Source organism: Pseudomonas tohonis (assembly GCF_012767755.2).
Lineage (GTDB): Bacteria > Pseudomonadota > Gammaproteobacteria > Pseudomonadales > Pseudomonadaceae > Metapseudomonas > Metapseudomonas tohonis.
On record NZ_AP023189.1, the window covers coordinates 4094011 to 4113083 of the forward strand.

Annotated in this window: 22 protein-coding genes; 13 read left to right on the top strand and 9 right to left on the bottom strand. The window is 68.5% G+C overall.

What is annotated here, in order from left to right:
* Nucleotides 1-339 precede the first annotated feature (339 nt).
* A complete protein-coding gene (locus HSX14_RS18435) occupies nucleotides 340-1932 on the top strand; it encodes a malate:quinone oxidoreductase (protein ID WP_173179148.1) in 1593 nt (530 codons plus the stop codon).
* Between the two features lie 595 nt (nucleotides 1933-2527).
* Here HSX14_RS18435 and HSX14_RS18440 read toward each other — a convergent pair.
* From HSX14_RS18440 to HSX14_RS18450, 3 genes are all read right to left on the bottom strand, one after another.
* Nucleotides 2528-3130 carry a flavin reductase family protein gene (locus HSX14_RS18440; RefSeq protein ID WP_173180245.1) on the bottom strand — a complete coding sequence of 201 codons (603 nt, stop codon included), beginning with the start codon at nucleotides 3128-3130 and terminating at the stop codon, nucleotides 2528-2530.
* Nucleotides 3131-3212: 82 nt separating this feature from the next.
* The gene (locus HSX14_RS18445; RefSeq protein WP_173180246.1) at nucleotides 3213-3854 is read right to left on the bottom strand and encodes a DUF1109 domain-containing protein; all 642 of its coding nucleotides are present in this window, start codon (nucleotides 3852-3854) and stop codon (nucleotides 3213-3215) included.
* Complete coding sequence (locus HSX14_RS18450) at nucleotides 3851-4417, bottom strand: sigma-70 family RNA polymerase sigma factor (protein WP_173180247.1); 567 nt, start codon at nucleotides 4415-4417, stop codon at nucleotides 3851-3853. The genes HSX14_RS18445 and HSX14_RS18450 overlap by 4 nt, the downstream gene beginning before the upstream one ends.
* Before the next feature lie 202 nt (nucleotides 4418-4619).
* Between HSX14_RS18450 and HSX14_RS18455 the strand changes: the two genes are divergently transcribed.
* The 4 genes from HSX14_RS18455 to HSX14_RS18470 are packed head-to-tail and all read left to right on the top strand — an operon-like array spanning nucleotide 4620 to nucleotide 7007.
* A complete protein-coding gene (locus HSX14_RS18455; RefSeq protein WP_021217973.1) occupies nucleotides 4620-4892 on the top strand; it encodes a BufA1 family periplasmic bufferin-type metallophore in 273 nt (90 codons plus the stop codon).
* Between the two features lie 16 nt (nucleotides 4893-4908).
* Nucleotides 4909-5748, top strand: coding sequence for an MNIO family bufferin maturase (gene bufB / locus HSX14_RS18460; RefSeq protein ID WP_173180248.1), 840 nt, complete (start codon nucleotides 4909-4911; stop codon nucleotides 5746-5748).
* On the top strand, nucleotides 5745-6530 hold the full coding sequence (locus tag HSX14_RS18465; RefSeq protein ID WP_173180249.1) for an HvfC/BufC N-terminal domain-containing protein: 786 nt from the start codon (nucleotides 5745-5747) through the stop codon (nucleotides 6528-6530). The genes bufB and HSX14_RS18465 overlap by 4 nt, the downstream gene beginning before the upstream one ends.
* 12 nt (nucleotides 6531-6542) lie before the next feature.
* Nucleotides 6543-7007, top strand: a complete 465-nt coding sequence (locus HSX14_RS18470; protein ID WP_173180250.1) for a DoxX family protein — start codon at nucleotides 6543-6545, stop codon at nucleotides 7005-7007.
* Nucleotides 7008-7014: 7 nt separating this feature from the next.
* Here HSX14_RS18470 and HSX14_RS18475 read toward each other — a convergent pair whose 3' ends face one another.
* Both HSX14_RS18475 and HSX14_RS18480 read right to left on the bottom strand, forming a co-directional pair.
* On the bottom strand, nucleotides 7015-7611 hold the full coding sequence (locus HSX14_RS18475; protein WP_228723459.1) for a chalcone isomerase family protein: 597 nt from the start codon (nucleotides 7609-7611) through the stop codon (nucleotides 7015-7017).
* 73 nt (nucleotides 7612-7684) lie between these two features.
* The gene (locus HSX14_RS18480; protein ID WP_173180252.1) at nucleotides 7685-8581 is read right to left on the bottom strand and encodes an alpha/beta fold hydrolase; all 897 of its coding nucleotides are present in this window, start codon (nucleotides 8579-8581) and stop codon (nucleotides 7685-7687) included.
* Nucleotides 8582-8705: 124 nt separating this feature from the next.
* Here HSX14_RS18480 and HSX14_RS18485 point away from each other — a divergent pair, with 124 nt between their 5' ends.
* Nucleotides 8706-9473 carry a DUF2092 domain-containing protein gene (locus HSX14_RS18485; protein ID WP_173180253.1) on the top strand — a complete coding sequence of 256 codons (768 nt, stop codon included), beginning with the start codon at nucleotides 8706-8708 and terminating at the stop codon, nucleotides 9471-9473.
* Nucleotides 9474-9481: 8 nt separating this feature from the next.
* On the opposite strand, the gene HSX14_RS18490 is transcribed toward HSX14_RS18485, so the two are convergent.
* On the bottom strand, nucleotides 9482-9853 hold the full coding sequence (locus HSX14_RS18490; RefSeq protein ID WP_197970198.1) for a PIN domain-containing protein: 372 nt from the start codon (nucleotides 9851-9853) through the stop codon (nucleotides 9482-9484).
* 25 nt (nucleotides 9854-9878) lie between these two features.
* Nucleotides 9879-10115: an AbrB/MazE/SpoVT family DNA-binding domain-containing protein gene (locus HSX14_RS18495; protein WP_173180255.1), complete on the bottom strand. Its 237-nt coding sequence runs from the start codon at nucleotides 10113-10115 to the stop codon at nucleotides 9879-9881.
* Between the two features lie 121 nt (nucleotides 10116-10236).
* On the opposite strand from HSX14_RS18495, the gene HSX14_RS18500 reads away from it, so the two are divergent.
* Nucleotides 10237-10887: a hypothetical protein gene (locus HSX14_RS18500; protein WP_173180256.1), complete on the top strand. Its 651-nt coding sequence runs from the start codon at nucleotides 10237-10239 to the stop codon at nucleotides 10885-10887.
* Between the two features lie 180 nt (nucleotides 10888-11067).
* Here the strand turns inward: HSX14_RS18500 and HSX14_RS18505 are convergent, their stop codons facing one another.
* The gene (locus tag HSX14_RS18505) at nucleotides 11068-11982 is read right to left on the bottom strand and encodes a LysR family transcriptional regulator (RefSeq protein WP_173180257.1); all 915 of its coding nucleotides are present in this window, start codon (nucleotides 11980-11982) and stop codon (nucleotides 11068-11070) included.
* Between the two features lie 159 nt (nucleotides 11983-12141).
* Between HSX14_RS18505 and HSX14_RS18510 the strand changes: the two genes are divergently transcribed.
* The 6 genes from HSX14_RS18510 to hppD all read left to right on the top strand — a co-directional run bounded on the left by HSX14_RS18510 (nucleotide 12142) and on the right by hppD (nucleotide 18061).
* Nucleotides 12142-13479 (top strand): nucleobase:cation symporter-2 family protein, encoded by a 1338-nt coding sequence (locus HSX14_RS18510; RefSeq protein ID WP_173180258.1) that lies wholly within the window; start codon nucleotides 12142-12144, stop codon nucleotides 13477-13479.
* 39 nt (nucleotides 13480-13518) lie between these two features.
* Nucleotides 13519-14025, top strand: a complete 507-nt coding sequence (locus HSX14_RS18515; protein ID WP_173180259.1) for a nucleoside deaminase — start codon at nucleotides 13519-13521, stop codon at nucleotides 14023-14025.
* Entirely contained in the window at nucleotides 14022-14378 is a 357-nt protein-coding gene (locus HSX14_RS18520) for a hydroxyisourate hydrolase (RefSeq protein WP_173180260.1), read from the top strand. Before HSX14_RS18515 ends, HSX14_RS18520 begins: the two co-directional genes overlap by 4 nt.
* A 231-nt stretch (nucleotides 14379-14609) precedes the next feature.
* Nucleotides 14610-15926: an MFS transporter gene (locus tag HSX14_RS18525; protein WP_173180261.1), complete on the top strand. Its 1317-nt coding sequence runs from the start codon at nucleotides 14610-14612 to the stop codon at nucleotides 15924-15926.
* Between the two features lie 258 nt (nucleotides 15927-16184).
* Nucleotides 16185-16820 carry a maleylacetoacetate isomerase gene (maiA, locus tag HSX14_RS18530; protein ID WP_173180262.1) on the top strand — a complete coding sequence of 212 codons (636 nt, stop codon included), beginning with the start codon at nucleotides 16185-16187 and terminating at the stop codon, nucleotides 16818-16820.
* Nucleotides 16821-16984: 164 nt separating this feature from the next.
* Nucleotides 16985-18061, top strand: coding sequence for a 4-hydroxyphenylpyruvate dioxygenase (gene hppD / locus HSX14_RS18535; RefSeq protein WP_173180263.1), 1077 nt, complete (start codon nucleotides 16985-16987; stop codon nucleotides 18059-18061).
* A 143-nt stretch (nucleotides 18062-18204) separates the two neighbouring features.
* Here hppD and HSX14_RS18540 read toward each other — a convergent pair whose 3' ends face one another.
* Entirely contained in the window at nucleotides 18205-18993 is a 789-nt protein-coding gene (locus tag HSX14_RS18540; RefSeq protein ID WP_173180264.1) for an IclR family transcriptional regulator, read from the bottom strand.
* Between the last annotated feature and the right edge of the window lie 80 nt (nucleotides 18994-19073).

The window sequence follows — 19073 nt, forward strand, 5'->3', positions numbered from 1 at the left end:
CACGACCGGCCGGGCGAAATTCCGCCCGGATTCCCCCAGGCCAGCCCCTGTAATGGCGGACTCCCGCCACTACATGCCGCCGCCAGGCCGCCGGACCCGCGTGGCGCCTGGCCTGCAGCCACCGGGCACGCTCCTTGCTCTATCGGCCGCCCACGGTGGCGAACAGCTACCGGATGCAGGGCGCCGAGGCGCCTGACCGGGGCGCCGCACACGCCCCGGCCACGAAGAATGCAGGGCCGCCAGCCCAGGAAGACGTCACTCCCGCCACCCTGGCCGAGAACCGTCGATCCGCGTGCCCCCGGGGCGGCAGGCCATGCTCGAAATCTGGACGGTTGGTATATGAAGAAACTACTGCTGGCGCTCCTGTGCCTGAGCGTCATGGGCTGCTCCCAGCCCGACTCCTCCGAGAAACCCCTGGACGTGCTGCTGATCGGCGGCGGCATCATGAGCGCCAGCCTCGGCACCTACCTGCACGAGCTGGAGCCCGACTGGAAGATCGAGACCTTCGAGCGCCTGGACCAGGTCGCCGAGGAAAGCTCCAACGCCCTGAACAACGCCGGCACCGGCCACTCCGCCTTCTGCGAGCTGAACTACACCCCCGAGACCGCCGACGGCGGCATCGACATCAGCAAGGCCGTGGCGATCAACGAATCCTTCGAGATCTCCAAGCAGTTCTGGGCCTACCAGATCGACCAGGGCGTGCTGAAGAACCCCCGCGCCTTCATCAACACCGTGCCGCACATGAGCTTCGTCTGGGGCGACGAGAACGTCGCCTACCTGAAGAAGCGCCACGCGGCCCTGCAGCACAGCCCGCTGTTCCGCGGCATGCAGTACAGCGAGGACCACGCGCAGATCGCCCAGTGGGTGCCGCTGGTGATGGAGAACCGCGCCCAGGACCAGAAGATTGCCGCCACCCGCATGCCCATCGGCACCGACGTCAACTTCGGCGAGATCACCCGCCAGCTGTTCGGCTCGCTGTCCGAGTCGCCCAACTTCAAGCTCAACCTCGGCCATGAAGTGCGCGACATCGTGCGCAACGAAGACGGCACCTGGAAAGTGGTGGTCGCCGACCTGGCCAAGGGTGGCGAGGAGCGCGCGGTCAATGCCCGCTTCGTGTTCATCGGCGCCGGCGGCGGTGCCCTCAAGCTGCTGCAGAAATCCGGCATCCCCGAGGCCGACGGCTACGCCGGCTTCCCGGTGGGCGGCTCCTTCCTGATGACCCGCAACCAGGACATCGTCGCGCGCCACCACGCCAAGCTCTACGGCAAGGCCTCGGTCGGCTCGCCGCCCATGTCCGTGCCGCACCTGGACACCCGCGTGGTCGATGGCCAGGAGGTGCTGCTGTTCGGCCCCTTCGCCACCTTCTCCACCAAGTTCCTCAAGAACGGCTCGCACATGGACATGTTCAGCGCCATCACCACCGGCAACATCGGCCCGATGACCAACGCCGGCATCGACAACATGGACCTCAGCCAGTACCTGATCGGCCAGCTCATGCTCGACCAGGACGACCGCATGAACGCCCTGCGCGAATACTTCCCCGATGCACAGGACGCCGACTGGGAGCTGATCCAGGCCGGCCAGCGCGTGCAGGTGATCAAGAAGGACGCCGAGAAAGGCGGCGTGCTGCAGTTCGGCACCGAAGTGGTGAGTGCCGCCGACGGCTCCATCGCCGCGCTGCTGGGCGCATCCCCGGGTGCTTCCACCGCCGCGCCGATCATGCTCAGCGTGCTGGAGAAGACCTTCCCCGAGAAGATGAAGAGCGACGCCTGGCAGGCCCGCCTGAAGGCGATCATCCCCTCCTACGGCCGCAAGCTGAACGATGACCTCGAGCTGACCAACGCCACCCGCGCCTGGAGCCATGAGCGCCTGCAGCTGGACTTCATCCCCGTCCAGCCCGAAGAAAGCGCCCCGGCCACCACCGCCGAGTGATGCAACCGCCCCACCCTCCCGGGTGGGGCGTCTCGCCTGTGGGTGCCCATTCATTGGCTCTGTCTGCGTTAGCTGCTGTGAACTTGATGCGAAGCGTCAAGCCTGGTGCTTTCCGGGCATGTATGACTCCCTGTCACACCCACCGCGTGGGTTTCGCTTCGCTCTACGCCACCCTACGGAAACCACTGCACCCCGAGCGTAATGCGCACATAGATGAAGATTTTGGCGAAGAGGTTGGAGCGGCGGCCAAACGCCCCTTCAGGAGGCCGAGCGAAATCGTCGTTTCAGGGGTTGAGCGACATGGATGTCGCGAGAGCCGCGATGGGCCAGGGATGGCCCTTCGCGGCGTGCCCCTGAAACGATGATGGAGCGAGGGGAGTCTGGCGAAGCCAGACCCGTATGTAGGGGCAAGTTTTTTGGTTCCTTTTCAACGATTGGAAAAGGGACTCGCCCGGCAAGGCGAAACAGAAACCATCAGCAAAACTCGGCAATCGGCTTGGCCAAAAACCTCCTAGCAACACTTGACGCAGACAGAGCGACTTCATTCGCGATGCTTTTCGCGGTTGAAACCGCTCCCACATCCAACGGGAAGCCCTCACCCCTTGAGCGGCAACTCCTTCCCGCCGACGCCTTCGCCGATCACCAGGTAATGCCCGCCCGCCACATGGTGCAGGGTGCGCAGGTCGTCATGCCCCTCGAAATGCCAGCGGCCGTCGCTGAACACCCGCGCATCGGCCCAGGCGGCCACCACTTCGCCGAGGAACAGGTCATAGCGTTCCTGGATGTGCGGCTCTGGCAGCAGGCGGCATTCCAGCCAGGCCACGCAACCCTCCACCAGCGGCGCCGGCACCTGTGCACCGGGGAAGGTGGCGATGCCATAGGCGTCGAACTTGTCGCGCCCCGCCTCGTCGAGGGTCTGCCCAGAGCTGGAACCAACCGTCTGCACCAGGTCGACCTGGCCGCGCGCCGGCACGTTGAGCACGAAGCTGCCGGAGGCTTCCAGCAGGCGGCGGGTCCAGGTGGACTTGTCGAGCACCACTGAGACCTTGGGCGGCTCGAAGTCCAGGGCCATCGCCCAGGCGGCCGCCATGACGTTGCGCTTGCCCTCGTGGGCGGCACTGACCAGCACGGTGGGGCCGTGGTTGATCAGGCGATAGGCCTTGGCCAGCGGAACGGGACGGCGGTGATCGACGGACATGGCAGGGCTCCGGAGGGCTGCGAAAGGGGACGGCGCAGCCTGCACCAGGGCGAAGCCGGAGAGCAAGCCCGGCGGTGCCGGCTCACCAGCGCAGCAGGCGCGGCCCCAGCAGCCAGCCGGCGAGGGTCGGCAGCGCCATGCCCAGCACGTACCAGACACCCCAGAACGGCACCGCCATCTCCGGGCAGTGCAGGCAGTAGACCAGGGTCGCCAGTGCCCCGGCGAGCAGGCCGCCGGCGACCCCGGCGAGGCGCAGCCGGGTGGGTGCGAGGCCGCGCAGGGCCCAGTTCACCGCGATGAAGGCCGGCACCGAGAGCAGGGCGATGTTCAGCGGGCAGGTCCGCCACGTGCTGCCGAGCACGACCGCCAGCCTGTCCCCGGCGGGCAGTGCCGCCAGCAGCACCAGGCTCGCCCCCCAGACCAGCACCAGGGGCAACGCGATGGCGGCCCAGCGCGCGCCCACCGGCACGCCCGGCCGCGCCAGCCGGCCACTGGCCCAGAGCGCACCCAGCGCCAGCACCATGGGCAGCGCCACCTTGGCCCAGAACAGGGGCGTGGCGGCCACCTCGGCCAGGTCCTTGCGCACGCCGAAGAAACAGGCCATCAGCACCAGCGCCCCCACCAGGCCGCAGCCGAGCGCCAGGGCGAAACGCCGGGCCGAGCGGGCCAGGGGCACCTCCGGGTTGCCGCTGGCGAGCATCGCAATCAGGTCATCGGTCTTCATCGCTTACCTCGAATCATGTCCGCGAGCACCTTGAGCCCGCGGTGTATGCCGACCTTGACGGCAGAACTGGAAAGCCCGGTGAGCCGGGCGGTTTCCTCCACCGAGAGGCCTTCCAGCTTCACATGGATGATCGGCAGGCGCTGCTTGTCGGGCAGTTGCTCCAGCAAGCGCCCCAGGTCACGACTGGCCTCGCCCGGCTCCGCGTCGGCCTCGTCGAACAGGCCTTCCTCGTCCAGCGGGTCGTGCAAGGCCTCGCGCCGACCACGGGCGCGAAAATGGTCGGCCAGCTTGTAGCGCGCGATGGCCTGTACCCAGGCCGTCACCGGCTGGTCGGCACGGTAGGTGTGGCGGGCGTTGTGCACGGCCAGCAGCACCTCCTGCACCAGGTCCTCGCAATCGCTCGGCTGCCGCAGGCGACGCATCAGGAAGGCCCGCAGGTGGGCGCCGAGCTGGCCGAGGAAATCCCGGTACGCAGCCGCCTCGCCCGCAAGCCCCCTGAGCAGCAGCGCCTGCAGTCCGGCCTCCCGTGCTTCCAGTGCCTCTTGATCACTAGTTCGCTTCATCGACCGCCCTGGTTACACCCCGGATGAAATTCTCCCGCCGTCGGCATCCGCCGCGCTGCGGGCGACACACGTTAGGGCGCGGCGAAAAAAATCTCAAAAAAATTTCGGCGGGCTGTAACCGGAGGCGAGGTGCCGGCGAATTACCCCTCGAGCCACCGGTGAAAGGCCGGTCGCCACCCTCAACGGAATCTGGAGATACGACATGAACAACATCGCTCTCACCGCTGCCGCCCTGGCCCTCGCCACCCTCGCCGGCGGTGCCGTCGCCGCCGACGCCAAGCCCGGCGCCATGGAGAAGTGCTACGGCGTGGCCATGGCCGGGCAGAACGATTGCAAGGCCGGCGCCGGCACCAGCTGCGCGGGCACCTCGAAGAAGGACTACCAGGGCGACGCCTGGAAGAACGTCCCGGCCGGCACCTGCACCTCGATCAAGACGCCCAACGGCATGGGCTCGCTGACCCCGATCAAGTCCTGACCGCCGGCCGTCGACCATGCAACGCCATGCGCCGCTGGGCGCCGGACTGGGCCTCAAGCCCGAGCACTACGAACAGGCCCACGCCTGCACGGCAACGGGCTTGTGGTTCGAAGTGCATCCGGAGAACTACTGGGTCGACGGCGGCCCCCGCCTGGACTGGCTGCAGGCCATAGGCGCACGCCACCCGCTCTCGCTGCACGGGGTTTCGTTGTCCCTGGCGGCGGATTGCCCGCCCGACCCGGCCCACCTGCGGCGCCTGCGCGCCCTGGCGGACCGGGTACGGCCGGCCCTGATATCCGAGCACCTCGCCTGGTCCACCTGGCGCGGTGCCTACAACCCGGACCTGCTGCCCTTTCCCCGTACCGAGGCGGCGCTGGTCCGCATCAGCGACAACATCGCCCGTACCCAGGACGCCCTGGGGCGGCGCATCGCCATCGAGAACCCCAGCCACTACCTGCGCATGGACGGTCACCGGTACCCGGAGATCGACTTCCTCGCCGAACTCAGCCGGCGCAGCGGCTGCGGGCTGCTGCTGGACCTGAACAACGTGCAGGTGAGCGCGCACAACCTGGACTTCGACCCGGCCGGCTACGTGGACGCCTTCCCCGCCGAGGCCATCCTCGAGCTGCACCTGGCCGGGCACAGCCACGACGGGGGCGGTAGCGGGCTGCTGGTGGATTCCCACGACGCGCCCATCGACGAGGCCGTGTGGGCCCTTTACCGGCGCCTGATCGAACGCATCGGCCCGCGCCCGACCCTGATCGAGCGCGACGACCACATCCCCCCGTTCGCCGAGCTGCTGGCCGAGCGCGACATCGCCCAGGCCGTGCTGGACGGCCACGGGGAACGGCCATGACGCGGTCCCTCGAGGCCTTCCAGGACGCCTTCATCGCGGCGGCCCGTGGCACGCCCCTGGCCAGCGACAGCGCGGAAAGCCGACTGGTGGCCGACCTCGCCCGCCAGGCCGGCTTCGACCTCTACCGCAACACCCTGGCGAAGGGCTGCGTGGACGCCCTGCGGGCCAACTTCCCGGCTGTGGAACGCCTGGTGGGCGTCGACTGGTTCGGTGCCGCGGCGGCGCTGTACGCACGCCAATCGCCGCCGACCTCGGTGCAGTTGCTGGAATACGGCCAGGGTTTCGCCGACTTCCTCGACGCCTTCGAGCCGGCCCGCGAGTTGCCCTACCTGGGCGCGGTGGCGCGGCTGGACCGCCTCTGGGTGGAGGTCTTCGCCGCAGCGGAGCGGCCATCGCTCGCGCTCGGCGACATCGCCGGCCTCGCCCCCGAGGCGCTGGGTGAGCTGTGCCTGCACCCGAGACCGGCACTGCGCTGGTTCTGGTGCGCCGACATGCCGGCCTACAGCATCTGGCGCCACCAGCGCGAGGAGCGGCCCCTGCCCGACACCCTGAAGTGGCGCGGCGAAGGCGCCCTGCTCGGGCGCAGCAGCGGCCAGGTGACCTGGCAGGCACTGGGCCCGGGAGGCTACGCCTTCCTAGACGCCTGCGCCCGGGGCCAGTCGCTGGATGAGGCCAGTGGCCTGGCCCTGGCCGCCGAACCGGCTCTCGACTTCATCGACCTGCTCGGCCGCCTGCTGACGGCCGGCGCCTTCACGCCCCTGCTCGCCACGTGCGACACCTGACCGGAGCCCCCCATGGATACCCCGCACGCCCAGCCGATCACCACCGGCCCCATCGCCCCGCGCAGCCTTTGGGCGCGGCTGCACGCCCTGCTCCCCGACGCGTTGCTGTTGCTGGTGGCGCGCCTGGGCATCGCCGGGGTGTTCTTCCTCTCCGGACGCACCAAGGTGGAGGGGGTGCTGAGCATCACCGACAGCACCTACGAGCTGTTCCGCAGCGAATACGCCCTGCCCCTGCTGCCGCCGGAGCTGGCCGCACACCTGGCCACCTATGCCGAACACCTGTTCCCGTCGCTGCTGGTGCTGGGCCTGTGCACCCGCCTCTCGGCCCTGGCGCTACTGGGCATGACGCTGGTGATCCAGGTGTTCGTCTACCCCGACGCCTGGTCCACCCACCTCAGCTGGGCCGGCCTCCTGCTGCTGCTCGTCGGGCGCGGCGCGGGCGCCTGGTCGCTGGACAGCCGCCTGGGCCTGCGTTGACCGGCCGCTAGGGCTGCAGCCTGCAGCAGTCGGAGGCCACCGCCGTACCCGGCTCGAAGGGTGGACGCAGGCCGCCGAGCAATTGCTCGCGCAGCTCCGGGTCCTGGGTGCGGGCATCCAGCCAGATGCCGAAGAAGGTCCGCGCGAACAGCGGGTCGCGAACCTCGTGGGGCGGACGCCCGTCGACGTAGAGGCGCCCACCGACACCGGGCAGGTAGACGCCGGTGATGCGCTGGCCGGGCTCGACATCGACGAAGGCGCGTTCCATCTCCGACTGCCAGGCGCTCAGCCTGGCCGCATCCACCGCCTCGCCACCGAGCCGTTGCAGGTCATCGAGGCTGGCCTCCACCAGGGTCTCGCGGCTGATGGAGCGCCGGTAGGTCAGCTCCAGGGCGAAGGGACGGTCCTCGCCAAGCCCCGCCTCGGTGGCCCACAGCCTGGCGTCGTAGATGTGGAAGCCGTAGGCACTGAAGGCGCCGCTGCCCACCAGCCGCGCGTCGGGCACGGCCTCGTGCCAGGTATCGGCCAGGGCCTGCGACAGGCCCAGCAGGCCGATGAGCGCGGCGACCAGAAGGCGGCATGGCGAGAAGAAGTAAGTGGTCACGGTTGGCTGCTCCGGGGACGTTGATTCGAGCAGTCTCCTGAAGCCAGGTTGCAATATTCCGTTCGCGGCCAACCTAGCGTCGCAGCAGCTCCAGCACCCCAGCGACCACATCCTCCGGTGCCTCCTGGGGGATGTTGTGGCCGACGCCGGGCAGCAGCCGGCGCTGGTAGGGGCCGGTGAAATGCACGGCGTCCCCGTCCTGCTCCGGTGGCGGGCCGACGCCGTCGTCCAGGCCGCAGAGGGAGAGGCTCGGTACGCCGATGGCCGGCTGCGCCGCCAGCTGCCGCTCGATGGACTCCAGCGCCGGGTCGCCCGGGGCGTAGCCATAGCGATGGCGGTAGGAATGGATCACCACCTCGACGAAGTCCGGGTTGTCGAAGGCTTCCGCCGTCGCGGCGTAGGTCGTCTCGTCGAAGCGCCAGGTGGGTGACCACAGCTGCCAGAGCAGGCGGCACAGTGCACGGCGGTTCGCCTCCAGCCCCAGGTGCCCGCGCGGCGTGTGGAAGTAGAACTGGTACCAGTAGCGGAACTCCTGCTCGGGGGCCGCCGGCGTGCCGGAGGCGGCGATGTCCTGGATGTTGTAGCCGTCCCCCGTCACCAGCGCCCTCACCCGCTGCGGCCAGAGCGCGGCGACGATGCACGCCGCGCGCCCGCCCCAGTCGTAGCCCACCAGCGTCGCGCGCGGGATCGCCAGCGCGTCCATGAAATCCAGCAGGTCACGTCCCAGGGCCGCCTGCTGGCCGGAGCGCGGGGTGTCGCCGGAGAGAAACCGGCTGGGGCCGTAGCCGCGCAGGTAGGGCACCAGCACCCTCATCCCTTGCGCCGCCAGGGCCGGCGCCACGGCGTCATAGGCCCGTACCGAGTAGGGGAAGCCGTGGAGCAGGATCACCACCTCGTCCCCGGCGCCATGCTCTTCATAGGCCAGCGCGAGGCTGGGCGTGTCGACCCTGTGGATCGTCCTCGTCGCCATGAAACCGCTCCTTGCATCGATGATGGGGACAGCTTAGCCAGCCAACGCCCGATCGCCGCTGGAACCAACCTGGCGGCTGCCACACCTAAGGACTATCGACCAGCTCGCGACGAGGTCACCCGCCATGCCCGGCACCGTCCAACGCAGGCTCGCAGTCCTGGCCTTCACCCTGATCGCCTGCAACGCCCGGGCGGCGGATGGGGATGCGCCCGACCCCGGCGCCCTCGCCGCCCTGGTGAAGATGGGCGAACACCTGCGCGGCCTGCAGCAGTACGCCCTCGACGCCGAAAGCGACAGCGACCAGTTGCTGGAAAACGGCCAGGCGCTGGTGGTGCATGCCAGCACCCGGTTGCTGGTGAGCGCACCGGACAAGCTGCAGGTGCAGGTGACGGGCGCCGAGTACCAGCGCAGCCTGTTCTACGACGGCCAGCACTTCACCCTCTACGACAGCCGCCAGGGCTACTTCGGCCGTGACGTGGCGCCCACCAGCCAGGAGGAACTGCTGGCCCTGCTCGGCGAGCGCTACGGCATCCAGCTGCCGCTGGCCGACCTCATCCAGTGGCACCCGGATACCGCGCAGCGCGTCGGCCTCGACAGCGCCCTGCATATCGGCAGCGAACAGGTCGGCGACCAGACCTGCGAGCACTACGCCTACCGCCAGCCCGGCCTCGATTGGCAGCTATGGCTGCGCCAGGGCGACGAGCCCCTGCCCTGCAAGATGGTGCTGACCCGGCTCGACCAACCCGAACGCCCGCGCCACAGCGTGACCTACCGGTGGGACACCCTGCCGATGGTCGGCCCCGGCGACTTCGTCTTCACCCCGCCGGAGGGCGCGAAGCCGGTGCCGTTGCTGGAGTTGCAGGCGGATGAAAGCGGGGGGCGGAAGCCTTGACCCCTCTTTCAGCCGAACGGATTCAGCACCCGCAAACGCCCATCGAGGAGCAACCCCGAGTGCATGTCTTCGCTGTGGAGGGTCGAGCAGCCCGCGACAAGCGCAGCGGCGGCGATACAGGCATCGTAGAAAGACAGCCTGTAGCGATCAGCCAGCTCACGCGCCTGCCGGTGGACCTCCAGCGTCACCGGTACGACGCGACAGAAGCCTTGCACCAGCTCCAGGAAACGGCCGATCTCATCCCAGCTCATCCTCAACTTGCGGGAGCAGACGCTGGCCACCTCATTGAGAACCTGCACACTGATCGTCGGTCTCTTCGCCAGCAGTGCCTCGGCGGCATCCGCCTTGGCCGGGTCGGCGGACAGCAGATAGAGCAGCACGTTGGTATCGAGAAAGATCGATGCCCTAGTCCTCACGGCCAGCGGCCTCATCGCGGTTGAAACGGAAATCCGCCGGCAGCTTGCCGCGAAACGCCCGTAGCCGCGCAAGCCGCCCCTCATCGTCAGGCCTCTTGCTGATGGCGAAGGTGCGATCACCCTCGATCAGTATCTCGATATCGTCGCCCTCCTTCAGTTCCAGCGCCTCGACCACGCTCGCCGGTATACGCACCGCCAGGCTGTTTCCCCACTTCGCGACTTGCATGGCTACCTCCTCCCTTGGATATACAAAGCAATCGTATATCAACGACGCCTACCGCATGCCATGGACAGCCTGCCGGCGAGACGCTAGCTTTTGCCGCCTGGGCGCCCCAACAGGCGGTGCCATGACAAGGAACGTCCCATTGAAATACCTGATCGCCCTGCTGCTGGCCCTCGGCCTGTCGGGCTGCCAGACCGGCCAGAGCAGCCAGTTCCAGCACCAGGACATCCCGGCCGCCGGCCCCTACCGGCACGACGGCACCGGCATCATCTTCCCGACCACCTCCGGCATCTTCCTCCGTGCCCAGATCCTGCGCTTCGACGAGCAGGCCCGGCACATCATGGTCGCCTACAACTCCGAGCTGATCGCCCAGCCCGTCATCCTCAGCGCCTATGTCTACCCGGCGCCACAGGTCACCTCGTTCGGCTCGCCGGCGGACGTGATCGCCACCGCCAGGCGCCAACTGGCACTCGATCACCAGAGGCAACAGAAGGCGGAAATCCTCGCCTTCCATGAGAACGGCAAGCTGGTGAGCGAACAGCCCGCGACCCTGGCCTACAGGGGCCGGACGATCACCGGCCTGCGTGCGGACTTCGCGTTCGTCGAACCCTTCGCCGGCGAGGTACAGCCCATCCGCTCCTCGCTCTACCTCTTCGAACTGGGCGAGAGCATGCTCAAGCTCCGCGTATCCGCGCCCGCCTCGGTGGACAGCGAGGCGGCGGTCAAGGCGGTGATCGAAGAGATTGGGGGCAGCTCGGCTGGGGAGCCGCTTTAAGGTTCGACACTCCACAGGAGGTGTGGCCTGGCCCCACATCGCTGCGCTGGGCTTCGTACCTCAGCCCAACCTACCGCATCGCCTAGCCTCGCCCCGTAGCCCGGGCTTCAGCCCGGGACGCGCACCGCACCGACGCGCGGCCCGATCAGCAGGCGGCGCTGAACCGGGCTGCCGCGCACGTCACAGCGTCGTCGCCCGCCCCTGGCTGTCCAGCTCGAACACCTTGTTGCGCATCAGCCGCTCGCGCAGCCAGCGTTGCGCCTGGCCGCGCCCGTGGCGGCGCTGCCAGAGCAGGTCGACGCCCACCAGCCAGTCGGTGAAGGGGTAGGCGGCGAGCTGCAGCTCCACCAGTTCGCCAGCGGCCAACTCGCGTTGCACCAGTTGGCGCGGCAGGGTCGCCCAGCCGAGGCCGGCGCGGACCATTTCCACCAGGGCCATGTAGCTCTCCGCCTGCCACAGGCGCGTGGCGCGCAGGTACTCGCTGCTGGGCAGCTTGCTGGCGTGGGCGCTGAAGGCCAGGCGGCGGTGGGCATGCAGGTCGGCGAAGCTGACCCCGTCGCGTTGGGCCAGTGGATGTCCGGGATGGGTGACGTGGACCATCACCAGCTTGCCCATCTGCTGGAACTCCAGCTCACGCGGGTATTCCGGCTGGGAGAAGGCGATGCCCAGCTCCACCTCGCCGCGCTGGAGCATGCCGGCGACATCGCCGCTGTGCGGATGGCGAACGATCAGGTCGACATGGGGAAAGGCCTGCTCGAACTCGCACAGCACCGGCATCACCGTGCTGTAGGGCACCTCGATGGCGAGGGTGAGGTGGGGTTCGGTTTCCCCCGCCAGGCTGTCGGCATGGCCCTGCAACGCCAGGCAGCGCTCCAGCACGGCCTCGGCCTCCAGTTGCAGTTTCTGGCCAGCGGCGGTGAGGCCGGGAATGCGCGTGGAGCGGTCGAACAGCTCGACGCCCAGGTCGGCCTCCAGGTTGGCGATGGCGGCGCTGACGGTGGACTGGGTGCGCCCCAGGCGCCGCGCCGCCGCCGAGAAGGACCCGGCCTGCACCACGGCGACGAACACCTGCAGCTGATCGAGAGAAAACCGCATCGCACCACCCCTTCAACCATCGATGAAGGCGATGGTTATTCATTTGAACCATCGCCATCAAGCCCCTGAAGATGCGGGCGAGCCAGCACTGCCTCCTCGAAACGCTGGGCAACCCGAATCCCATAACAAGAAACGTTGCACCTTCAGGAGAACACCCCCATGACCCGCCCCACGCCCCATCCCGTCGACCAGCTTCTGCCTGTGCGACAGCTCCTCACCTATGGCCTGCAACACGTGCTGGTGCTCTATGCCGGCGCCGTGGCGGTGCCGCTGATCCTCGGCAGCGCCCTGGGCCTGAGCCATGCGCAGATCGTCCTGCTGATCAATGCCAACCTGCTCACCTCCGGCATCGCCACGCTGGTCCAGACCCTGGGCTTCTGGAAGTTCGGCGCGCGCCTGCCGCTGGTGCAGGCCTGCTCGTTCATCGCCCTGGCGCCGATGATCATGATCGGCAAGGAGTACGGCCTGGCCCAGGTGTTCGGCGCGGTGATCGCCGCCGGTGCCATCACCATCGCCCTGGCGCCGGTGTTCAGCCGCCTGCTGCGCTTCTTCCCACCGGTGGTGATCGGCAGCCTGATCACCATCATCGGCATCTCGCTGATGCCTGCCGCCGCCATCTGGCTCGGCGGCGGCAACCCCGGCGCGGCGGACTTCGGCGCCCCGGCCAACCTGCTGCTGGGCCTGGCCACGGTGGCCATCACCCTGGTGGTGTACGCGCGCTTTTCCGGCTTCATCGGCAACCTCGCGGTGCTCATCGGCCTGCTGCTGGGCAGCCTGCTGGCGGCGGCATGCGGCATGACCGACTTCAGCCGTGTCGGCGAGGCGGCCTGGTTCGAGCTCTCCGCCCCCATGGCCTTCGGCGTGCCGCAGTTCTCGCTGACGCCGATCCTGATCATGACCCTGGCGATGCTGGTGATCATGGCCGAGACCACCGGCAACTGCCTCGCCATCGGCCAGCTCACCGGCAGGACGATCGATGCACGCACCCTGGGCAACGCCTTCCGTGCGGACGGCCTGTCGACGGTCATCGGCGGGCTGTTCAACAGTTTTCCCTACAACGCCTTCACCCAGAACACCGGGCTGATCGCCCTGTCACAGGTCAAGAGCCGCTTCGTGGTGGCCGCGGCCGGCGGGATCATGGTGGCGATGGGGCTGTTCCCCAAGCTCGGTGCGCTGATCGCCGCAGTGCCGACGCCGGTGCTCGGCGGCGGCGCCATCGTGATGTTCGGCATGACCACCGTGGCGGGCATCCAGGAGCTGTCGCGGGTGCGCTTCGAAGGCACGCGCAACGCCATCGTGGTCGCCGTCTCGGTGAGCGTCGGCGTGCTGCCGATGTCCTTCCCCGCCCTCTTCGCCCATGCCCACGGCGCCCTGAAGCTGGTGCTGGAGAGCGGCATCTTCCTCGGCGCCATCACCGCCATCGTTCTCAACCTGCTGCTCAACGGTCGCGAGCGCAGCGAGCCGCACGCCCAAGGCGCGGCCGACCTCGCCGACTGATTTCCCGCGCCCTGCGCACCCACTGCCAAGGAGTCACCCATGACCTTCACCCAACTGGTCCCTGCCGGGGTCACCGAGCTCGATCTGGAGCTGCTGCGCGAGTCCATCCGCCTTTCCCGGGAATCGCGCCAGCGCGGCCGCCACCCCTTCGCCGCCCTGGTGGCCGACCGCGACGGCAAGGTGATCGCCCGTGCCGGCAACAACTCGATGCCCCCGGAAGGCGACCCGACCCAGCACGCCGAACTGCTGGCGGTGGCCGAAGCCGCGCGCCTGCTGGGCCCGGAGGCCCTGGCCGGATGCACCCTCTACACCAGTGCCGAGCCCTGCTGCATGTGCGCCGGCGCGGTGTACTGGACCGGCGTCGGCCGGGTGGTCTACGCCCTCTCGGAACATGCGCTGCTGGGGCTGACCGGGGCCCACCCGGAGAACCCGACCTTCTCCCTGCCCTGCCGCGAGGTGTTCGCCCGTGGCCAGCGCCAGGTCACGGTGCTGGGGCCGATGCTGGAACGTGAAGCGGCGGTCCCCCACGAGGGCTTCTGGACGTGAAGGGCCTCTCCATCCATGTCGTCGACGTCGCCCGTGGCTGCGTCGCCGACGGGCTGGAGCTGCGGGTGGAGCGCCTGGAAGGCGAGCGTCGCGAGCTGATCCACGCCGGGCGCATCGGCGCGGACGGCCTGCTCGCCGGGCTGGCCGACGAAGCCGGGCGCTGCAGCGCGGGCGTCTACGAAGTCAGCCTGAGGGTGGCGGACTTCTACCGCGCCCAGGGCATGGTCCTACCCGAGCCGGCCTTCCTCGACCTGCTCGTCTACCGCTTCGGCATCGCCGATACGGGGCAGCACTACCACCTGCCCTTCAAGCTCACCGCCTGGGGCGTCTCCTGCTTCCGGGGCGGTGCCTGAGCCTTTCCGCCACATGCACCGACACCCGCCATGGATATGCCGGCGCACCCCTGCACGAGGGTGCGCTGCGCTACCTGCGGGAGTTTGACGAGTCGTGTCGGCGTCGCTGCCGGCTGGTTGAGGGTCGCATCCGGGGGCTAATGCCACGGGCAGGCCCGGTAGGTTGCCGTCAGGGGGACGCAAAGGCCCAGGCCCGATGCGTCCGTGACCATCGGAAGGCTCGGAGCGACCATGACCATCCAGGATATTTCCCACGCCACCTCGCCCGTCGATCCGGCGACCTTGCGCAAGGTCATCGCCGCCTCGGCCATCGGCAACTTCGTCGAATGGTTCGACTTTGCCGTGTACGGCTTCCTCGCGGTGACCATCGCCAGCCTGTTCTTCCCACCGGGCAATGCCTCCCTCGCGCTGCTGCAGACCTTCGCCGTGTTTGCCGTGTCATTCGCCCTGCGCCCGCTGGGCGGGATCGTCTTCGGCATCCTCGGGGACAAGGTCGGGCGCAAGCGCATCCTGGCCATCACGGTGTTGCTGATGGCCGCGGCCACCACCCTGATCGGCCTCTTGCCGACCTATGCGTCCATCGGCCTGCTCGCCCCGCTGCTGCTGGCCCTGGCCCGCTGCATCCAGGGCTTTTCCGCCGGCGGGGAGTACGCCGGCGCCTGCGCGTTCGTCATGGAGCACGCGCCTCCCGAGCAGAAGGCCCGCTATGGCAGCTTCGTCCCGGTGTCGACGTTCATGGCCTTTGCCGCCGCCGCCGGCATCGTGTTCGGCATGGGGCTGCTCCTGTCCGAGGCCCAGATGCAGGGCTGGGGCTGGCGCGTGCCCTTCCTGGTCGCGGCGCCCCTGGGGCTGATCGGCCTGTACATGCGCCTGCACCTGGACGAGTCGCCGGCGTTCCGTGCCCTGGCGGCAGCCCCGCAGGCCGCCCACTCGCCGCTGAAGGAAACCCTGCAGGGGCACGGCCGCACGATTCTCTGCCTGTCGGCCTTCATCTCCGCCACCGCGCTGTCGTTCTATACGTTCACCACCTACCTCACCACCTACATGCAGGTGGTCGGCGGTGCCTCGCGGCCGACCGCCCTGCTCGCCAGCCTGATGGCCTTGCTGTTCGCCGCCTTGCTGTGCCCGCTGGTAGGGCGCTATTCGGACTGGGTCGGGCGTCGGCGCACCATCGTCACGGGGTGCGCCTGCCTGATCATCGCGGTCTACCCCGCCTTCGTGCTGGCAGCGTCGGGCAGCCTCCTGGCCGCGGCGCTGGGGGCGATGCTGCTGGCGGTGGGTGCGGTGGTCTGTGGCGTGGTGACGGCCGTGCTGCTGTCCGAACAGTTCCCGACGCAGGTGCGCTACACCGCCTCGGCATTTACCTACAACCTGGCGTACACGGTCTTCGGGGGCACCGCACCGCTGGTGGCGACCTGGCTGATCGAGCAGACCGGCGACCGCCTGTCACCGGCCCTCTACCTGATCGCCATTGCGCTGCTGGCGCTGGCAGGTGGCCTGGCACTGCCGGAGTCGTCCCGACGCTCCCTGGACTACCAGCCGGAATGACAGCCGCCGCGCCCCGGCACAGGCCGACGGCGCTCGGCCCCGCAGGCCCGCGCACGGGGCAGGCGCCCTGTCGCTGACCGGCGGCGGAACATCCCGCCCGCCCGGGGACTCGAACGTGCGGATGCCCCGGGCGGGCGGATTATTCGAACGTCGGGCTTGCCGCAGCGTCAAAAATTACGCAGAGTGTAAATAGATTATGAAAACAACAGCGTCAGCGGTGAGCCTGCCGACCGACGCGCTGCCCTGCGAGTGCCTGCCATGGACCTGTACACCTACTACCGCTCCACGTCGTCCTACCGCGTGCGCATCGCGCTCGCGCTGAAGGGGCTGGAGGTCCGGCACGTACCGGTCAACCTGATCCGCGACGGCGGCGAGCACCATCAGCCGGCCTACCGCGCGATCAACCCCCAGGGCCGCGTCCCCGCCCTGCGCACCGACTCCGGCGAGGTGCTGATCCAGTCACCCGCCATCATCGAATACCTCGAAGAAACCCACCCGCAGCCGCCCCTGCTGCCGGGCGATGCGCTGCAGCGCGCACGCCAGCGCCAGGTCGCCGCGCTGATCGGCTGCGACATCCACCCGCTGCACAACGTCGCGGTGCTCAACCGCCTGCGCAAGATGGGCACCGACGAGGACGGCGTGAACGCCTGGATCGGCCACTGGATCAGCGAAGGCCTGGCCGCCGTCGAAGCACTGATCGGCGACGACGGCTTCTGCTTCGGCGCCCAGCCGGGCCTGGCGGACGTCTACCTGCTGCCCCAGCTCTACGCCGCCCGACGCTTTGCCGTGGACCTGGCGAGCTACCCGCGTATTCTCAGGGTCGAGCGCCTGGCCCTTGAACACCCGGCCTTCCGCACCGCCCACCCGGACGCCCAGGCCGACAAGCCGGCCTGAGGAGCGCACATGCAGACCCTCGGTTTCAAAGTCACCATCGGCGATTTTCTCGCCCGCAGCGTGCGCGGAGTCTCCTGCGCGCCGCCATCGCGCGCCTGAATCGCCGCCATACCGACTTTCATCCGATTCAGGCGCCGCCGCGCGCCACTGCAAGGAGCCAGAACATGGCCGACATCTTTGAAAACCCCATGGGCCTGATGGGCTTCGAATTCATCGAGCTGGCATCGCCCGTGCCGAACCTGCTGGAACCGATCTTCGCCAGCATGGGCTTCACCAAGGTGGCCACCCACCGCTCCAAGGACGTGCACCTGTATCGCCAGGGCGAGATCAACCTGATCCTCAACAACGAGCCCAAGAGCCTCGCGTCCTATTTCGCCGCCGAACACGGCCCGTCCGTATGCGGCATGGCCTTCCGCGTGAAGAACGCGCACCAGGCCTACGCCCGTGCCCTGGAGCTGGGCGCCCAGCCGATCGAGATCCCCACCGGCCCGATGGAATTGCGCCTGACGGCGATCAAGGGCATCGGCGGCGCGCCGCTGTACCTGATCGACCGCTTCGGCGAGGGCTCGTCCATCTACGACATCGACTTCGAGTTCATCGAAGGCGTGGACCGCAACCCCAAGGGCGCGGGGCTGAAGATCATCGACCACCTGACCCACAACGTGTACCGCGGCCGCATGGCGTACTGGGCGGACTTCTACGAGAAGCTGTTCAACTTCCGCGAGATCCGCTACTTCGACATCAAGGGCGAGTACACCGGCCTGACCTCCAAGGCCATGACCGCGCCGGACGGCATGATCCGCATCCCGCTCAACGAGGAGTCTTCCAAGGGCGCCGGGCAGATCGAGGAGTTCCTCATGCAGTTCAACGGCGAGGGCATCCAGCACGTGGCCTTCCTCACCGATGACCTGGTCAAGACCTGGGACGCGCTCAAGGCCCTGGGCATGCGCTTCATGACCGCGCCGCCGACCACCTACTACGAGATGCTCGAAGGGCGCATCCCCAACCATGGCGAGCCGGTGGAGCAGCTGCAGAGCCGCGGCATCCTGCTCGACGGCTCCGCCGATGCGAACGACCGCCGCCTGCTGCTGCAGATCTTCTCGGAGACCCTGATGGGCCCGGTGTTCTTCGAGTTCATCCAGCGCAAGGGCGACGATGGCTTCGGCGAAGGCAACTTCAAGGCGCTGTTCGAATCCATCGAACGCGACCAGATCCGCCGGGGCGTGCTCGCCACCGAGTGAGTCATCGCCGCAACGAAAAAGCCCGCATCAGCGGGCTTTTTCATGGGCTGCCATCCAGCACCTGGAGACGGCTTCAGAAGCGAAGAGCATCGCGAATGAATTCGCTCCCACCCTGTACGACGAACACGCTGATCAGGCCACGGTCAGGCCGGACGAACACCCGCCATGCGGGCGGTGATGGATTCGGCCGCCTGCTTCAGCAGCTGCGCCGCACGGCCGCTGGTTTCGGCCTGGAAGCCACTGGCGGCACCGACCACGGTGATCACCCCGGCGATCTGCTCGCCCACCGCGAAAACCGGCGCGGAGAGCGCGTTCACCCCCGGCATCAGCAGCCCATGCACGTGGTGCAGGCCGCCGGCGCGGATCTCGGCGATCTGCTTGCGCAGCGCCTTGGCGTCGGGCACGCCGGGCAGGCCGGCCTCCTCCTCGCGCAGCGGCGCCGTCTCGGCGTCAGGCAGGTAGCTGGCGAACACCAGGCCGGTGGAGGAGCCCAGCAACGGCAGCACCGAACCCACGCGGGTGACCAGGGTCACCGCGCGCAGCGGTTGCTCGACATGCACCACGGTCGGCCCCTTGTTGCCCCAGACGGCGAGGAAGCAGGTTTCGTTGAGCGCATCGCGCAGCTCCGACAGCTGCGGCGTGGCGGCCCGCACCACATCGAGCCGGCCGATGGCGGCGAGGCCGACGAACAGCGCCTCACGCCCCAGGCCGTAGTGGTTGGTGGCGGCGTCCTGTTCGGCGAAGCCGCTGGCGATCAGCGCCTGCAGGTAGCGGTGGACCTTGGCCGCCGGCATGCCGACATGCTCCGCCAGGCGTGACAGGGAAGTGGCCGGCGCCAGTTCGGCGAGCCCCTTGAGAATGTCGGTGCCGACTTCAGCCGCCTGCACCTTCTGCCGCTTGGGCGCCTCGGCATCGTCCCGTTGGATGGCCATCTACTACCTCGGTTGGCAATGGAGGCGCTGTTATAGCTTGACCCCCTCAGGCTTTCAAATTACGTTATCCGTAATTCAAT

Coding starts and splice junctions, on each gene's coding strand:
- HSX14_RS18435 (WP_173179148.1), top strand. CDS start 340: ATGAAGAAACTACTGCTGGCGCTCCTGTGCCTGAGCGTCATGGGCTGC.
- HSX14_RS18440 (WP_173180245.1), bottom strand. CDS start 3,130: ATGTCCGTCGATCACCGCCGTCCCGTTCCGCTGGCCAAGGCCTATCGC.
- HSX14_RS18445 (WP_173180246.1), bottom strand. CDS start 3,854: ATGAAGACCGATGACCTGATTGCGATGCTCGCCAGCGGCAACCCGGAG.
- HSX14_RS18450 (WP_173180247.1), bottom strand. CDS start 4,417: ATGAAGCGAACTAGTGATCAAGAGGCACTGGAAGCACGGGAGGCCGGA.
- HSX14_RS18455 (WP_021217973.1), top strand. CDS start 4,620: ATGAACAACATCGCTCTCACCGCTGCCGCCCTGGCCCTCGCCACCCTC.
- bufB (WP_173180248.1), top strand. CDS start 4,909: ATGCAACGCCATGCGCCGCTGGGCGCCGGACTGGGCCTCAAGCCCGAG.
- HSX14_RS18465 (WP_173180249.1), top strand. CDS start 5,745: ATGACGCGGTCCCTCGAGGCCTTCCAGGACGCCTTCATCGCGGCGGCC.
- HSX14_RS18470 (WP_173180250.1), top strand. CDS start 6,543: ATGGATACCCCGCACGCCCAGCCGATCACCACCGGCCCCATCGCCCCG.
- HSX14_RS18480 (WP_173180252.1), bottom strand. CDS start 8,581: ATGGCGACGAGGACGATCCACAGGGTCGACACGCCCAGCCTCGCGCTG.
- HSX14_RS18485 (WP_173180253.1), top strand. CDS start 8,706: ATGCCCGGCACCGTCCAACGCAGGCTCGCAGTCCTGGCCTTCACCCTG.
- HSX14_RS18495 (WP_173180255.1), bottom strand. CDS start 10,115: ATGCAAGTCGCGAAGTGGGGAAACAGCCTGGCGGTGCGTATACCGGCG.
- HSX14_RS18500 (WP_173180256.1), top strand. CDS start 10,237: ATGACAAGGAACGTCCCATTGAAATACCTGATCGCCCTGCTGCTGGCC.
- HSX14_RS18505 (WP_173180257.1), bottom strand. CDS start 11,982: ATGCGGTTTTCTCTCGATCAGCTGCAGGTGTTCGTCGCCGTGGTGCAG.
- HSX14_RS18510 (WP_173180258.1), top strand. CDS start 12,142: ATGACCCGCCCCACGCCCCATCCCGTCGACCAGCTTCTGCCTGTGCGA.
- HSX14_RS18515 (WP_173180259.1), top strand. CDS start 13,519: ATGACCTTCACCCAACTGGTCCCTGCCGGGGTCACCGAGCTCGATCTG.
- HSX14_RS18525 (WP_173180261.1), top strand. CDS start 14,610: ATGACCATCCAGGATATTTCCCACGCCACCTCGCCCGTCGATCCGGCG.
- maiA (WP_173180262.1), top strand. CDS start 16,185: ATGGACCTGTACACCTACTACCGCTCCACGTCGTCCTACCGCGTGCGC.
- hppD (WP_173180263.1), top strand. CDS start 16,985: ATGGCCGACATCTTTGAAAACCCCATGGGCCTGATGGGCTTCGAATTC.
- HSX14_RS18540 (WP_173180264.1), bottom strand. CDS start 18,993: ATGGCCATCCAACGGGACGATGCCGAGGCGCCCAAGCGGCAGAAGGTG.